This window comes from Pseudomonas sp. TE3911 (genome assembly GCF_054062775.1).
Map to the genome: position 1 here is coordinate 143,500 of NZ_JBSSFP010000001.1, position 14,531 is coordinate 158,030.

16 protein-coding genes and 1 pseudogene are annotated in these 14,531 nt (G+C 57.9%); 16 read left to right on the top strand and 1 reads right to left on the bottom strand.

Annotation, left to right across the window (positions count from 1 at the left end):
- Positions 1-198: 198 nt before the first annotated feature.
- A complete protein-coding gene (gene suhB / locus ACVWXD_RS00725) occupies positions 199-1,014 on the bottom strand; it encodes a type III secretion system regulator SuhB (RefSeq protein WP_003175971.1) in 816 nt (271 codons plus the stop codon).
- Positions 1,015-1,159: 145 nt separating this feature from the next.
- Here suhB and trmJ point away from each other — a divergent pair, with 145 nt between their 5' ends.
- The 16 genes and pseudogenes from trmJ (at position 1,160) to hisS (ending at position 14,496) form a co-directional block, all read left to right on the top strand.
- Positions 1,160-1,930: a tRNA (cytosine(32)/uridine(32)-2'-O)-methyltransferase TrmJ gene (gene trmJ, locus ACVWXD_RS00730; protein WP_032890680.1), complete on the top strand. Its 771-nt coding sequence runs from the start codon at positions 1,160-1,162 to the stop codon at positions 1,928-1,930.
- A 2-nt stretch (positions 1,931-1,932) separates the two neighbouring features.
- Positions 1,933-2,715, top strand: coding sequence for a serine O-acetyltransferase (cysE, locus tag ACVWXD_RS00735; protein WP_032890682.1), 783 nt, complete (start codon positions 1,933-1,935; stop codon positions 2,713-2,715).
- A gap of 301 nt (positions 2,716-3,016) precedes the next feature.
- The gene (gene iscR, locus ACVWXD_RS00740; protein ID WP_003194020.1) at positions 3,017-3,508 is read left to right on the top strand and encodes a Fe-S cluster assembly transcriptional regulator IscR; all 492 of its coding nucleotides are present in this window, start codon (positions 3,017-3,019) and stop codon (positions 3,506-3,508) included.
- 50 nt (positions 3,509-3,558) lie between these two features.
- Positions 3,559-4,773 carry an IscS subfamily cysteine desulfurase gene (locus ACVWXD_RS00745; RefSeq protein ID WP_032890684.1) on the top strand — a complete coding sequence of 405 codons (1,215 nt, stop codon included), beginning with the start codon at positions 3,559-3,561 and terminating at the stop codon, positions 4,771-4,773.
- A gap of 99 nt (positions 4,774-4,872) precedes the next feature.
- Positions 4,873-5,259 carry a Fe-S cluster assembly scaffold IscU gene (gene iscU / locus ACVWXD_RS00750; RefSeq protein ID WP_003209682.1) on the top strand — a complete coding sequence of 129 codons (387 nt, stop codon included), beginning with the start codon at positions 4,873-4,875 and terminating at the stop codon, positions 5,257-5,259.
- Positions 5,260-5,287: 28 nt separating this feature from the next.
- Positions 5,288-5,611, top strand: coding sequence for an iron-sulfur cluster assembly protein IscA (iscA, locus tag ACVWXD_RS00755; protein WP_003209680.1), 324 nt, complete (start codon positions 5,288-5,290; stop codon positions 5,609-5,611).
- 8 nt (positions 5,612-5,619) lie between these two features.
- Positions 5,620-6,141 (top strand): co-chaperone HscB, encoded by a 522-nt coding sequence (gene hscB, locus ACVWXD_RS00760; protein ID WP_032890686.1) that lies wholly within the window; start codon positions 5,620-5,622, stop codon positions 6,139-6,141.
- 51 nt (positions 6,142-6,192) lie between these two features.
- On the top strand, positions 6,193-8,055 hold the full coding sequence (hscA, locus tag ACVWXD_RS00765; RefSeq protein WP_122680801.1) for a Fe-S protein assembly chaperone HscA: 1,863 nt from the start codon (positions 6,193-6,195) through the stop codon (positions 8,053-8,055).
- A 3-nt stretch (positions 8,056-8,058) separates the two neighbouring features.
- Entirely contained in the window at positions 8,059-8,400 is a 342-nt protein-coding gene (gene fdx, locus ACVWXD_RS00770) for an ISC system 2Fe-2S type ferredoxin (RefSeq protein ID WP_032890689.1), read from the top strand.
- A 14-nt stretch (positions 8,401-8,414) separates the two neighbouring features.
- Entirely contained in the window at positions 8,415-8,615 is a 201-nt protein-coding gene (gene iscX, locus ACVWXD_RS00775; RefSeq protein ID WP_032890702.1) for a Fe-S cluster assembly protein IscX, read from the top strand.
- Positions 8,616-8,706: 91 nt separating this feature from the next.
- Positions 8,707-9,132 (top strand): nucleoside-diphosphate kinase, encoded by a 426-nt coding sequence (ndk, locus tag ACVWXD_RS00780; protein WP_003175956.1) that lies wholly within the window; start codon positions 8,707-8,709, stop codon positions 9,130-9,132.
- A gap of 29 nt (positions 9,133-9,161) precedes the next feature.
- Entirely contained in the window at positions 9,162-10,310 is a 1,149-nt protein-coding gene (gene rlmN, locus ACVWXD_RS00785; protein WP_032890704.1) for a 23S rRNA (adenine(2503)-C(2))-methyltransferase RlmN, read from the top strand.
- Positions 10,311-10,322: 12 nt separating this feature from the next.
- Positions 10,323-11,081, top strand: coding sequence for a type IV pilus biogenesis/stability protein PilW (pilW, locus tag ACVWXD_RS00790; protein ID WP_286819623.1), 759 nt, complete (start codon positions 10,323-10,325; stop codon positions 11,079-11,081).
- On the top strand, positions 11,081-12,070 hold the full coding sequence (locus ACVWXD_RS00795; protein ID WP_032890708.1) for a RodZ domain-containing protein: 990 nt from the start codon (positions 11,081-11,083) through the stop codon (positions 12,068-12,070). Before pilW ends, ACVWXD_RS00795 begins: the two co-directional genes overlap by 1 nt.
- 2 nt (positions 12,071-12,072) lie before the next feature.
- Positions 12,073-13,182, top strand: a complete 1,110-nt coding sequence (ispG, locus tag ACVWXD_RS00800) for a flavodoxin-dependent (E)-4-hydroxy-3-methylbut-2-enyl-diphosphate synthase (RefSeq protein ID WP_003175952.1) — start codon at positions 12,073-12,075, stop codon at positions 13,180-13,182.
- A 23-nt stretch (positions 13,183-13,205) separates the two neighbouring features.
- Positions 13,206-14,496: pseudogene (gene hisS, locus ACVWXD_RS00805) on the top strand (histidine--tRNA ligase).
- Positions 14,497-14,531: the final 35 nt, after the last annotated feature.

The following is a 14,531-nucleotide window of genomic DNA, read 5'->3' on the forward strand; positions in this document are numbered from 1 at the left end:
AGGCTTGTCATAGTTGAAGGTGTGGGAGGGTGCTTGCTCTTGATGTGGGCGCATCGGTTAATGAGTCTGTAACTGAGCTGCTGTCATCGGAGGCAACATCCCTTTCACATTGATTGGTAGCGTTGCTGGTATTCAAGTTCGCACCAAATCGCAGGCATAAAAAAGCACCCCGAAGGGTGCTTTTTTATGCTCGCTAGCTTAGCGCTTCAGCGAGGCTGGCAGGTGTGGCTGTATAGCCGTCAGCACTGCCTTGAAGCATTTGGTGTTGCCAGCAACGACGTGGCCTTTTTCCAGGAAGTCGTGACCACCGGTGAAGTCGCTCACCAAGCCACCGGCTTCCTGGATCAGCAGAGCGCCTGCAGCCATGTCCCACTCGGACAGGCCTGACTCCCAGAACGCATCAAAACGACCGGCAGCAACATAGGCCAGGTCCAAGCTCGCTGCGCCAGCGCGACGGATACCTGCGGTCTGGCCAACCAGGGCGCGGAACATGCCCAGATAGTTTTCCAGGTTGTCCATCTGGTCATCGCGGAAGGGGAAGCCGGTACCTAGCAGGGCGCCGTCGAGACTGGTACGGCCGCTGACTCGCAGGCGGCGACCGTTCAGCTGGGCGCCACGGCCACGGCTGGCGGTGAATTCTTCCTGGCGAACCGGGTCGAGGACGACGGCATGTTCCAGGCGGCCACGGTATTTGCAGGCGATGCTTACTGCGAAGTGGGGGATGCCGCGCAGGAAGTTGGTGGTGCCATCCAGTGGGTCGATGATCCACAGGTAGTCTTCGCCTTCGCCGCTACCTTTATGCAGGCCGGTTTCCTCACCCAGGATGCCGTGGGTAGGGTAAGCCTTGCGCAGTGCGTCGATGATTTTCTGTTCGGCGGCGCGGTCTACCTCGGATACATAATCCTTGGCGTCTTTTTCGTCGACCTTGATGGTATCCAGGCGCTCGATGGAGCGGAAAATCAATTCACTGGCGCTGCGGGCGGCGCGCAGCGCGATATTCAGCATGGGCTGCATGGATGTGTCACCTAAGGTTGTTAAAGAAAGCCGAGCATTCTAGCAGAAACTTTCTTCAGGTGAAGGACGACGTTAGCTTTCATGGCATAACCTTAGGCTGTTCTGTAAGATTTGCTCCCCTTTCCCGTGTCCGAGAGCGCCTCCCTTGCTGCAAAACATTCGTGTCGTCTTGGTCAATACCAGTCATCCAGGCAATATCGGTGGGGTGGCGCGTGCCATGAAAAACATGGGGCTGACGCGCCTGGTGCTGGTCGAACCGCGTGTGTTCCCGCATCACGAGGCCGATGCCCGTGCATCCGGTGCCAATGACATCCTTGAAAAAGCCCAGATCGTCGCCACCCTGGAGGATGCTTTGGTCGGCTGCAATCTGGTGCTCGGCACCAGCGCCCGTGATCGTCGTATCCCCTGGCCTTTGCTGGATCCCCGTGAGTGCGGCGGCAAAGTGGTGGAAGAGGCTGCTGGTGGCGCTGAAATCGCCTTAGTGTTTGGTCGTGAAGACTCCGGCCTCACCAATGAGGAGCTGCAGCGATGTCACTACCATGTGCACATTCCATCGGACCCTGAATTCAGTTCACTGAACCTCGGGGCTGCGGTGCAGGTGCTGACTTACGAAGTGCGCATGGCGTGGCTGGCAGCTGCCGGTCAGCCAAGCAAAATGGAAAAGGAAGAGGTTGCGTCGACCAAAAGTGGCGAGCTGGCCACCATGGATGAGCTGGAGCGGTTTTATGAGCACCTGGAGCAAACCCTGGTGGCTATCGAATTCCTTGACCCTGACAAGCCGCGGCACTTGATGGCGCGCCTGCGTCGGTTGTACGGGCGCAGTTCGGTAAGCCGGGCGGAAATGAATATATTGCGTGGCATCCTCACGGAAACCCAAAAAGCGGCCCGTGGCGAGCTTCTTAAGCGGAAGGATTAAAAATGTTCGAGCGTTTGCGAGAAGATATCCAGAGTGTTTTCCACCGTGACCCGGCGGCCCGCAACGCCTTTGAAGTGCTGACCTGCTATCCGGGTATGCACGCGATCTGGATTCATCGGTTATCCGGCGCCTTGTGGGGCATGGGCTGGAAGTGGCTGGCGCGACTGGTGTCGAACTTCGGCCGCTGGTTGACGGGTATCGAGATTCATCCGGGGGCCAAGGTGGGGCGCCGTTTTTTTATCGATCATGGTATGGGTATCGTCATCGGTGAAACTGCTGAGATTGGCGATGATGTCACGCTCTATCAAGGTGTGACGTTGGGCGGCACTAGCTGGAACAAAGGCAAGCGCCACCCAACGTTGGGCGATGGCGTGGTGGTAGGGGCCGGCGCCAAGGTGCTAGGGCCATTCACTGTAGGTGCTGGCGCTAAGGTCGGCTCCAATGCGGTCGTAACCAAGGCTGTACCGCCTGGCGCAACCGTGGTGGGTATTCCGGGCCGAATCATCGTCAAGCCGGAAGTTGGCGATGAGCAGGAAGCAAAGCGCAAGGCAATGGCCGAGAAGATTGGCTTTGATGCCTATGGAGTCAGTGAAGACATGCCTGATCCGGTCGCGCGCGCCATCGGCCAGTTGCTTGACCACTTGCAGGCGGTGGACGGGAAGCTGGACGGTATGTGCGGCGCGCTCAAGGAGCTGGGCAGCAGTTACTGTGCGAAAGAACTGCCCGAACTGCGCGAAGAGGACTTCGCCGAGATCAAGGACGAAGCTGCGACGAAGACTGGTTGAGGTCTTCCAGGTACTGAAAGTCACCTGTGGGCGGAGGCTTGCCCTCGATAGCGGTTTGTCAGTCGTTCATTACGTGGGCTGGTCCGCTGCTATTGGAGCAGCTGCCTCCCACATCTTGACCTCCATTGGTCTCGGAGTAGCCGCTAGGCCCTGTTCCCGCTGTTCGTCCCCACCCCATCCTGCTATGATTCGCGCGCCCTTTTTGCGGGTAATCCTGACTAAAGTACTAGGTCTTATAGTTGACTTAAATACTCGGGAATCGCATACTTGCCCACATTCTGAAACACCTTGGTAATTGTCCATGAGACTGACTACAAAAGGCCGATACGCGGTGACTGCCATGCTCGACCTGGCTCTGCACGCGCAAACTGGGCCGGTGTCCCTGGCCGATATCTCCGAGCGCCAAGGCATTTCCCTGTCCTATCTTGAGCAACTGTTCGCCAAATTGCGCCGTAGCAATCTGGTCTCCAGCGTGCGTGGGCCAGGTGGCGGCTATCAGTTGTCCCGCGATATGCAGGGCATTCAGGTGGCCCAGGTGATCGATGCGGTCAACGAATCCGTTGACGCGACCAAATGCCAGGGCCTGGGTGACTGCCATGCAGGCGACACCTGCCTGACGCACCATTTGTGGTGTGACTTGAGTCTGCAGATCCATGAATTTTTGAGTGGTATCAGCTTGGCTGATCTTGTGACTCGCCGTGAGGTACAAGAAGTAGCCCAGCGTCAGGACCAGCGCCGTTGCAACACTAAGGCGCCGCGTCTGGACAAGATTGAAGCGTCCGCCGTCGAGTGACAGCCGAAGAGCTAACGGCACGCCAGCCAGCCTGATTTAGGAGAAAGTCCATGAAATTGCCGATTTACCTTGATTACTCAGCGACCACCCCGGTTGATCCGCGTGTCGCGCAAAAGATGAGCGAGTGCCTGCTGGTCGACGGAAACTTCGGCAACCCGGCCTCCCGTTCCCATGTATTCGGCTGGAAAGCCGAGGAAGCGGTCGAGAATGCTCGTCGCCAAGTCGCCGACCTTGTTAATGCCGACCCGCGCGAAATCGTCTGGACTTCCGGCGCCACTGAGTCCGACAACCTGGCAATCAAGGGCGCGGCGCATTTCTACGCGACCAAAGGCAAGCACCTGATCACCACCAAGATTGAACACAAGGCTGTCCTCGACACCATGCGTCAACTTGAGCGTGAAGGTTTCGAAGTTACCTACCTTGAGCCGACCACCGACGGTATCGTCACCCCGGCCATGATTGAAGCCGCGCTGCGTGAAGACACAATCTTGGTTTCCGTGATCCACGTAAACAACGAAATCGGCACCATCAACGACATCTCGGCCATCGGCGAGCTGACTCGCTCCAAGGGCATTCTGTTGCACGTTGACGCTGCTCAGTCCACCGGCAAGGTTGATATCGACCTGTCCAAGCTGAAAGTTGACCTGATGTCGTTCTCGGCCCACAAGACTTACGGGCCTAAAGGTATCGGCGCGCTGTACGTGAGCCGTAAGCCACGCGTGCGCATCGAGGCCACCATGCACGGCGGCGGTCACGAACGCGGCATGCGTTCTGGCACCCTGGCGACCCACCAAATCGTAGGCATGGGCGAAGCCTTCCGTGTAGCCAAGGAAGACATGGCTGCCGAAAACGTACGCATCAAGGCCCTGAGCGATCGCTTCTACAAGCAGGTCGAGAACCTTGAAGAGCTGTACATAAACGGCAGCATGACCGCCCGCGTACCGCATAACTTGAATTTGAGCTTTAACTACGTCGAAGGCGAGTCGCTGATCATGGCGCTCAAGGACCTGGCGGTTTCGTCCGGTTCGGCCTGCACCTCGGCCTCTCTTGAGCCTTCGTACGTACTGCGCGCCCTGGGCCGCAACGACGAACTGGCACACAGCTCGATCCGCTTTACGTTCGGCCGCTTCACCACCGAAGAACAAGTCGACTACGCCGCGCAGAAAGTCTGCGAAGCCGTCAACAAGCTGCGCGTTCTGTCGCCGCTTTGGGACATGTACAAAGACGGTGTCGATATTTCCAAGATCGAGTGGGCGGCACACTAACTATAGAAGCCGCCACCCAAGCTCTGTAGGAACGTGGCGGAAAACGCAGGCGTTTTTACAGGGTTCCAGAGCGGCCCTGATGAGTGAGGATTCAGTACCATGGCTTACAGCGAAAAGGTCATCGACCACTACGAAAACCCGCGCAACGTCGGCAAGATGAACGCGGAAGATCCTGATGTCGGCACCGGCATGGTCGGCGCTCCGGCGTGCGGCGATGTGATGCGCCTGCAGATCAAAGTCAACGAAGCTGGCGTCATCGAAGACGCCAAGTTCAAGACTTACGGTTGCGGTTCGGCCATCGCCTCCAGTTCTCTGGCAACCGAATGGATGAAAGGCAAGACTCTGGATGAGGCTGTGACTATCAGCAACACCCAGTTGGCCGAAGAACTGGCCCTGCCGCCAGTGAAAATCCACTGCTCCGTACTCGCAGAAGACGCCATCAAGGCGGCCGTTCGCGACTACAAGCAGAAGAAAGGCTTGATCTAAGCATTTGGCGACGAGTAAGGAGTCAACGATGGCTATCAGCATGACAGAAGCGGCTGCGCAGCACATTCGCCGCTCCCTGAATGGGCGCGGTAAAGGTGAGGGGATTCGTCTGGGTGTTCGCACCACGGGCTGTTCCGGCCTTGCCTACGTGCTGGAGTTTGTCGACGAGGTGGTTGAGGAAGACCAGGTGTTCGAAAGTCACGGCGAGAAAGTGATCATCGATCCTAAAAGCCTGACCTACCTGGACGGCACCGAACTCGATTTCGTCAAGGAAGGGTTGAACGAGGGCTTCAAGTTCAACAACCCCAACGTACGCGGTGAGTGTGGCTGCGGCGAAAGCTTCAACATCTGAGGCTATTCGTGGGTACTCCTTGTCATTTCGCTTTATTCGAGCTGCAGCCGAGCTTTCGGCTGGATCTTGAGCAGCTTGCCACGCGCTACCGAGAGTTGGCGCGTGGGGTGCATCCGGACCGCTTCGCTGACGCTTCCGAGCGTGAGCAGCGCCTGGCCCTGCAGCAGTCGGCCAGCCTCAACGAGGCCTATCAGACACTGAAGAGTCCGCCAAAGCGCGCGCGTTACCTGCTCGCCATGAACGGCGGCGAGTTGCCGATTGAAGTCACGGTTCACGATCCCGACTTCCTGATGCAGCAAATGCAGTGGCGCGAAGAGCTCGAAGACCTACACGACGAGGCCGATGTGGCCGGTGTCGCCGTCTTCAAGCGCCGTCTGAAAGTGGCCCAGGATGAGCTCAACGAAAGCTTCGCAGCCTGTTGGGATGATGCAGCGCAACGTGAACAGGCTGAACGCCTGATGCGACGTATGCAGTTCCTCGACAAGCTCACCTACGAAGTGCGCCAGCTAGAAGAGCGCCTCGACGATTAACCCAGTGCTGCCCGTGATGCACGCCTGATAGACAGATAAGACCTGATTACCATGGCATTACTGCAAATCGCCGAACCCGGCCAAAGCCCTCAACCGCACCAGCGTCGCCTGGCGGTCGGGATTGACCTGGGCACCACCAATTCCCTGGTCGCTGCCCTGCGCAGTGGCCTGTCCGAACCGCTGCCGGACGCTGATGGGCAGGTCATCCTGCCCTCGGCCGTGCGCTATCACGCTGATCGCACTGAGGTCGGTGAGTCTGCCAAGTTGGCGGCATCTAGCGATCCTTTGAACACTGTGCTGTCTGTCAAGCGCTTGATGGGGCGTGGCTTGTCCGACGTCAAGCAGCTCGGCGACCAACTGCCGTATCGCTTTGTCGGCGGCGAATCCCACATGCCTTTCATCGATACTGTCCAGGGGCCGAAAAGCCCGGTGGAAGTGTCGGCTGATATTCTCAAGGTGCTGCGCCAGCGCGCAGAAACGACCTTGGGCGGCGAATTGGTCGGTGCAGTGATCACGGTTCCCGCTTATTTCGACGACGCACAGCGTCAAGCCACCAAGGATGCGGCGAAGCTTGCCGGCCTCAACGTGCTGCGCCTGCTCAACGAGCCGACTGCTGCTGCTGTGGCCTACGGTCTGGACCAGCACGCCGAAGGTCTGGTTGCCATTTATGACTTGGGCGGCGGCACTTTTGATATTTCGATCCTGCGCCTGACCGGCGGTGTGTTTGAGGTGCTGGCTACTGGTGGCGACAGCGCGTTGGGCGGCGATGACTTCGACCACGCGATCGCAGGCTGGATCATCAGCAGTGCCGGCTTGTCCGCGGACTTGGATCCAGGCGCACAGCGTAACTTGCTGCAAACTGCTTGTGCCGCTAAAGAAGCGCTGACTGATGCTGCCTCTATTGAAGTGTCTTACGGCAACTGGTCGGCACCGCTGACGCGCGAAGCCTTCGATGCGTTGATCGAGCCAATGGTCGCCCGCAGCCTCAAGGCGTGCCGTCGCGCCGTACGTGATTCCGGTATCGAGTTGGAAGACGTCGGTGCCGTGGTCATGGTGGGGGGTTCGACCCGTGTGCCGCGTGTTCGTGGGGCAGTTGCCGAGGCTTTTGGCCGCGAGCCACTAACCGAAATCGACCCCGATCAAGTAGTCGCCATCGGCGCAGCGATCCAGGCAGACACCTTGGCCGGCAACAAGCGCGATGGTGGCGAACTGCTGCTCCTCGACGTGATTCCGTTGTCGCTGGGGCTGGAGACCATGGGCGGCTTGATGGAGAAGGTGATTCCGCGCAACACCACCATCCCCGTCGCCCGCGCCCAGGACTTCACCACTTATAAAGACGGCCAGACGGCCATGATGATTCATGTGCTGCAAGGCGAGCGCGAGCTGATCAGTGACTGCCGCTCCCTGGCGCGTTTCGAATTGCGTGGTATCCCTGCGATGGTAGCCGGTGCTGCGAAAATTCGTGTGACCTTCCAAGTCGACGCCGACGGCCTGCTTAGTGTCGCGGCCCGTGAGCTGGGGTCGGGTGTTGAAGCCAGCATCCAGGTGAAGCCTTCCTACGGCCTCACCGACGGCGAAATCGCCAAGATGCTCAAGGACTCGTTCCAGTACGCCGGTGATGACAAGGTCGCCCGTGTGCTGCGCGAACAGCAAGTGGATGCACAGCGCCTGCTTGAAGCGGTGCAGGGCGCCCTTGAGGCTGACGGCGAACGCTTGCTGGATGCCGAAGAGCGCATGGTCATCGACCTGCAGATGCATGAATTGGCCGAACTGATGAAAGGCACTGATGGTTATGCTATCGAGCAACAGACCAAGCGCTTGTCGCAAGTGACCGATGCCTTTGCCGCCCGCCGTATGGACCAGACGGTAAAGGCCGCCCTGGCGGGACGCAACCTGAATGAAATCGAGGAATAATTAATGCCGCAGGTCATTTTTCTGCCACACGCCGAGCATTGTCCGGACGGTATGGTTGTGGAGGCTGAGACCGGCAAGTCCATCCTCGAAGTTGCCCATGACAACCACATCGAGATCGAAAGCGCTTGTGGTGGCGTGTGCGCCTGTACCACTTGTCACTGCATCATTCGCGAGGGTTTCAATTCGCTTGAAGAAGCCGACGAGCTGGAAGAGGACTTTCTCGATCGTGCCTGGGGCTTGGAAGCGCAATCGCGTCTAAGCTGTCAGGCAAAGGTGGGAACTGAGGACATCACTGTCGAAATTCCGAAATATTCGCTCAACCATGCGGCCGAAGCGCCGCATTGATTCAAGGAACTGTCATGAGCCTGAAATGGGTTGATGTACAAGAAATCGCTATACAACTTGCTGAAGCTCATCCTGAGGTCAATCCTCTTACCGTGAACTTCGTCAAACTGCGTGACCTCGTAATGGCGCTGCCGGAATTCGATGACATCCCGGATCGGGGTGGCGAAAAGGTTCTGGAGGCGATTCAGGGCCTGTGGATCGAAGAAGCAGACTGAGCCGCCTTTTACGCAGTTAGGCAATACCCAATAACCCGCGTATAATTCGCGGGTTTAATTTTTCGTAAATTACCGTTTCTGGAGTTACACCATGGCTGTTCAACGTACTTTCTCCATCATCAAGCCTGACGCTGTTGCAAAAAACGTCATCGGCGAGATCACCACTCGTTTCGAAAAAGCCGGCCTGAAGGTTGTAGCTTCGAAACTCAAGCAACTGTCCAAGGCTGAAGCTGAAGGCTTCTACGCTGAGCACAGCGCTCGTGGCTTCTTCGGCGACCTGGTTGCCTTCATGATCTCCGGTCCTGTTGTTGTTCAGGTTCTGGAAGGCGAAAACGCTATCGCTCTGAACCGTGAGCTGATGGGCGCTACCAACCCTAAAGAAGCTGCTGCCGGCACTATCCGTGCTGACTTCGCTGAATCCATCGACGCCAATGCTGTACACGGCTCGGACTCCGAAGCTGCCGCTGCTCGCGAAATCTCGTACTTTTTCGCTGCTACTGAAGTAACCGCTCGCTAAGCATTGGCTTAAAGAGTGAGGGTGAATCCATGACTACATCGACTGTTAAAACCAACCTGCTGGGTCTGACTCAGCCGGAAATGGAGAAATTCTTCGACTCAATCGGGGAGAAGCGCTTCCGTGCCGGTCAGGTAATGAAATGGATTCACCACTTTGGTGTCGACGATTTCGACGCCATGACGAACGTCAGCAAGGCCCTGCGCGACAAGCTCAAGGCCATTGCTGAGGTCCGTGGTCCCGAAGTTGTCAGCGAGGACATTTCCACCGACGGCACCCGTAAATGGGTGGTGCGCGTGGCGTCCGGCAGCTGCGTCGAGACCGTGTACATTCCCCAGGGCAAACGTGGCACCTTGTGCGTTTCGTCCCAGGCAGGCTGTGCCCTGGATTGCAGTTTCTGCTCCACCGGCAAGCAAGGCTTCAATAGCAACCTCACTGCCGCCGAAGTCATCGGCCAGGTGTGGATTGCCAACAAATCCTTTGGCAGCGTCCCGGCGACCGTCGACCGTGCCATCACCAACGTGGTGATGATGGGCATGGGTGAGCCGCTGCTGAACTTCGACAACGTGATTGCGGCCATGCATCTGATGATGGACGACCTGGGCTACGGCATCTCCAAACGCCGTGTGACCCTGTCGACCTCCGGTGTGGTACCGATGATTGATGAGCTGGCCAAGCACATCGACGTATCCCTGGCTTTGTCGCTGCACGCACCTAATGACGCATTGCGTAACCAATTGGTGCCGATCAACAAGAAGTATCCGCTTAAGATGCTGCTCGAATCTTGCCAGCGTTACATGGCGACTTTGGGTGAGAAACGCGTGCTGACCATTGAGTACACCATGCTCAAGGACATCAACGACAAGGTCGAACACGCGATCGAGATGATCGAGTTGCTCAAGAACACCCCGTGCAAGATCAACCTGATCCCGTTTAACCCGTTTCCACATTCTGGCTACGAGCGGCCGAGCAACAACGCCATTCGTCGTTTCCAGGATCAACTGCACCAGGCAGGCTACAACGTCACCGTACGCACCACTCGTGGTGAAGACATCGACGCCGCCTGCGGCCAATTGGTAGGACAGGTGCTGGATCGCACCCGTCGCAGCGAACGTTATATCGCCGTGCGTGAACTGAATGCCGCCGACGACATGCCGCAAATCGCTGTGAATCGAATCTGAGAGAGGATCTCTATGCCCTTGCGCCTTGCGCTGCTTCTGCTTGTTACCGGCCTCGCGGCCGGTTGTGTTTCATCGGGCCATGAGAGCCCTTTGCAAACCGGTAAAGGTCGTGATGAGGCGCGAGTTGCCTATGTGCAACTGGGGTTGGGTTACCTGCAGCAGGGCATGAGCGAGCAGGCCAAGGTGCCTTTGAAAAAGGCCCTTGAGTTGGACAACAACGATGCCGACGCCAACGCTGCATTGGCCTTGGTGTTCCAAGCCCAGGCCGAGCCTGAACTTGCCGATCAGTATTTCAGAAAGGCTTTGGCCTCCCGTCCTGCCGACCCTCGGCTGCTGAACAATTACGGCAGCTTCCTGTTCGAACAGAAACGTTATGACCAGGCTTCCCGTTATTTCCAGCAAGCTTCTGCCGACACCCTTTATCCAGAGCGTTCGCGGGTCTTCGAGAACCTTGGGGTGACCTCAATGCGTCTCGGCCAGCGCGACAGTGCTCGCCAGCAATTGGAAAAAGCCCTGCACCTGAACAGTCGCCAGCCGCGGGCATTGCTCGAAATGGCTGAGTTGTCTTACGAAGACAGGCATTATGTGCCGGCACGTGACTATTACGAGCGTTTTAGCCTGCTCAGCGGGCAAAATGCACGTAGTCTATTGCTCGGTGTGCGCCTGGCGACAGTTTATGAAGAACGCGACACGGCCGCACATTTTGGCCAGCAACTCGAACGACTCTATCCCGGTACGCCGGAATATCAGCAATACCTGTCGGAGCAATGATGAAAGCGGCGCACCCGGAAGTTGTAGCAGCTAATCGCGTAAACCCAGGCGAAACCTTGCGTCAGGCCCGCGAAAGCAATGGTTGGTCGCTGGCGGAAGTGGCCCTCAAGCTCAATTTGACCACCACGTCCCTGGGCAATCTGGAAGCTGGCGCGTTCGATAAGCTGCCTGGGCACACCTTCGCCCGAGGCTATATCCGCGCATACGCCAAATTGCTGGGTATCGACCAGACCGTTCTGGTTCAGGAGTTCGACCAATTCACCGGCACCGATTCCCAGGGCAGCAGTGTTCATGGCCTGGGTCGTATCGAAGAGCCAGTGCGCGTTTCCCACACCATTTTGCGAATTGTTAGCCTGTTGCTGCTTGTTGCGGTGATCGGTGGCGGGTTTGTCTGGTGGCAAGACCAAGCCTCTCAGCGCAGTAAAGACCTGACCAGCAGCGCGATGGAGCACGTCGAAGTCGAAAGCGCCGATGGAACCACTCAGATCCATCCGTTGGATGAACCGGAAGACCAGGCTGTTGCCGAGGGGCAAGCCACGTCTGAAGCGCCGCTCGCGACCGAGCAACCGGCACCGGAAACCGCTCCTGCGACAACCGCCGCTGTGCCTGCTCCTGTAACGCCAGCGACTCCGGCAGCGCCCACCGCCCAGGCTCATACGCCGGCAGCACCCGCGTCCGCGCCCCCCGCTCCAGCAGCCTCGGCTACGCCAGCTATTTCGCCACCTACCACTCCAGCATTGATCGCCGGTGACGGGCGCGTACAAGTGACCTACATTGCTGACTGCTGGACGCAAGTCACCGATGGCAACGGTAAAGTGCTGTTTAGCGGTCTTAAGCGTAAGGGAGATACTCTTGACCAAGGCGGTAAGCCTCCTCTGACGCTGCGTCTGGGCTTCGCCCGTGGCGCGCAAGTGGCCTACAACGGTCAGCCTGTGGACGTGGCGCCGTTCACCAGTGGCGAGACTGCTCGCCTCAAGTTGGGACAATAGTCATGCACGGCGAATCTCCAATCAAACGTCGCGTATCGCGCAAGATCTGGGTCGGCTCGGTGCCGGTGGGCGGCGACGCCCCCATCGCAGTACAAAGCATGACCAACAGCGACACCAATGATGTAGCCGCCACTGTGGCCCAGATCAACCGTTTGGAAGCCGCTGGCGTGGACATAGTGCGGGTTTCCGTGCCGGACATGGACGCTGCGGAAGCCTTCGGCCGCATCAAACAGTTGGTCAAGGTGCCGTTGGTGGCAGACATTCACTTCGACTACAAGATCGCGTTGCGCGTGGCTGAACTGGGTGTCGATTGCCTGCGTATCAACCCAGGCAACATCGGTCGTGAAGACCGTGTGCGCGCGGTGGTGGATGCCGCCCGTGATCGTGGGATCCCGATCCGCATCGGCGTCAACGCAGGTTCTCTGGAAAAAGACCTGCAAAAGAAATACGGCGAGCCCACTCCGGCGGCGCTGGTTGAGTCGGCATTGCGCCATGTTGAACACCTTGAACGCCTGAATTTCCAAGACTTCAAAGTCAGCGTAAAGGCCTCCGACGTGTTCATGGCGGTTGAAGCTTACCGGCTGCTGGCCAAGGAAATCGTGCAGCCATTGCACTTGGGTATCACCGAGGCTGGCGGTTTGCGCTCAGGCACAGTGAAATCTGCGGTAGGTCTCGGTATGCTGCTCGCCGAAGGGATTGGCGATACTATCCGCATCTCGTTGGCGGCAGACCCTGTAGAGGAAGTGAAAGTCGGTTACGACATTCTCAAATCCCTGCGTTTACGTTCCCGTGGCATCAACTTCATTGCCTGCCCGAGCTGCTCGCGGCAGAACTTCGACGTGGTGAAAACCATGAACGATTTGGAGTTGCGCCTTGAAGACTTGCTGGTACCGCTGGATGTTGCGGTGATCGGTTGCGTGGTCAACGGGCCGGGTGAAGCCAAGGAAGCGCATGTGGGCTTGACCGGCGGTACACCGAACCTGATTTACATCGACGGCAAGCCGTCGCAGAAGTTAACGAATGACAATCTTGTGGATGAGCTGGAAAAGCTGATCCGCGAGAAAGCGGCCGAAAAGGTCGCCGCTGACGCAGCGCTGATCGCTCGCGGCTGATTGAACGAATTTAAGGATTTGATGTGAGCAAGTCTCTGCAAGCCATTCGTGGCATGAACGACATTCTGCCGGAGCAGACGCCCCTGTGGCGCTACTTCGAGAATACTGTCGCGCGTCTGCTGGATAACTACGGTTACAAGCAGATCCGCATGCCGATCGTCGAGTTCACCGAGCTGTTCAAGCGCTCCATCGGTGAAGTGACCGATATCGTCGAAAAAGAGATGTACACCTTTGAAGACCGTAACGGCGACTCCCTGACTCTGCGTCCGGAAGGCACTGCCGCGTGCGTGCGCGCTGTGCTTGAGCACGGCCTCACCGGTGGGCGGCCAGCCGCAAAAACTATGGTACATCGGTCCGATGTTTCGCCACGAGCGTCCGCAAAAAGGCCGCTATCGTCAGTTCCACCAGATCGGCCTGGAAGTATTTAACCTCGACGGTCCGGACATCGATGCCGAGCTGATCGTGATGACGTGGCGGTTATGGGGCATGCTTGGCATTCGTGATGCGGTCAAGCTTGAACTCAACAGTCTGGGCACCAGCGAATCCCGTGGCCGCTACCGCGTCGCACTGGTCGAGTACCTGTCTGCGCATCTGGACAAGTTGGACGAAGACAGCCAGCGCCGTCTGAAAACCAACCCGTTGCGCGTGCTGGACACCAAGAACGCCGACACGCAAGCCGTACTGGTCGATGCGCCGAAAATGGCCGACTACCTGGATGACGAATCCCGCGTGCACTTCGAGGGCCTCAAGGCTCGCCTGGATGCGGCCGGCATTCCCTACGTAATCAACCCTAAGTTGGTGCGTGGTCTCGATTACTACAGCAAAACCGTGTTCGAATGGGTCACTGACAAACTAGGCGCCCAAGGCACTGTGTGCGCGGGCGGCCGTTACGACGGCTTGGTCGAGCAGATGGGCGGCAAGCCGACCACCGGCGTGGGTTTTGCCATGGGCATCGAACGGCTGATCCTGCTGTTGGAAACTCTGGAACAAATCCCCGCAGAAATCTCCCGTCAGGTGGATGTGTACCTGTGCGCCTTTGGTGAGGCAGCCGAACTGGCGGCCCTGGCCTTGAGCGAGAGCGTGCGCGACCAGTTGCCGAACCTGCGCCTTCAGATCAATGCCGGCGCGGGCAGCTTCAAGAGTCAGTTCAAAAAGGCCGACAAGAGCGGTGCACTGTATGCACTGATCCTCGGCGATGACGAGTTGGCCCAGCAAGTGATAGGTTTCAAACCCCTGCGTGGCCAGGGCGAGCAACAGAACATTGCCTTTGATGCGCTCGCTGCGCACTTGGCCACCTGCGTCGTGCAGGGTTGAAGCTGTCGAACAGCCGAATTTAGCGATTAAGGAGT

Bases quoted from the DNA above. Each gene is read 5' to 3' on its own strand.
- suhB (WP_003175971.1), bottom strand. From the start codon at position 1,014: ATGCAGCCCATGCTGAATATCGCGCTGCGCGCCGCCCGCAGCGCCAGT.
- cysE (WP_032890682.1), top strand. From the start codon at position 1,933: ATGTTCGAGCGTTTGCGAGAAGATATCCAGAGTGTTTTCCACCGTGAC.
- iscR (WP_003194020.1), top strand. From the start codon at position 3,017: ATGAGACTGACTACAAAAGGCCGATACGCGGTGACTGCCATGCTCGAC.
- ACVWXD_RS00745 (WP_032890684.1), top strand. From the start codon at position 3,559: ATGAAATTGCCGATTTACCTTGATTACTCAGCGACCACCCCGGTTGAT.
- iscU (WP_003209682.1), top strand. From the start codon at position 4,873: ATGGCTTACAGCGAAAAGGTCATCGACCACTACGAAAACCCGCGCAAC.
- iscA (WP_003209680.1), top strand. From the start codon at position 5,288: ATGGCTATCAGCATGACAGAAGCGGCTGCGCAGCACATTCGCCGCTCC.
- hscA (WP_122680801.1), top strand. From the start codon at position 6,193: ATGGCATTACTGCAAATCGCCGAACCCGGCCAAAGCCCTCAACCGCAC.
- fdx (WP_032890689.1), top strand. From the start codon at position 8,059: ATGCCGCAGGTCATTTTTCTGCCACACGCCGAGCATTGTCCGGACGGT.
- iscX (WP_032890702.1), top strand. From the start codon at position 8,415: ATGAGCCTGAAATGGGTTGATGTACAAGAAATCGCTATACAACTTGCT.
- ndk (WP_003175956.1), top strand. From the start codon at position 8,707: ATGGCTGTTCAACGTACTTTCTCCATCATCAAGCCTGACGCTGTTGCA.
- rlmN (WP_032890704.1), top strand. From the start codon at position 9,162: ATGACTACATCGACTGTTAAAACCAACCTGCTGGGTCTGACTCAGCCG.
- pilW (WP_286819623.1), top strand. From the start codon at position 10,323: ATGCCCTTGCGCCTTGCGCTGCTTCTGCTTGTTACCGGCCTCGCGGCC.
- ACVWXD_RS00795 (WP_032890708.1), top strand. From the start codon at position 11,081: ATGAAAGCGGCGCACCCGGAAGTTGTAGCAGCTAATCGCGTAAACCCA.
- ispG (WP_003175952.1), top strand. From the start codon at position 12,073: ATGCACGGCGAATCTCCAATCAAACGTCGCGTATCGCGCAAGATCTGG.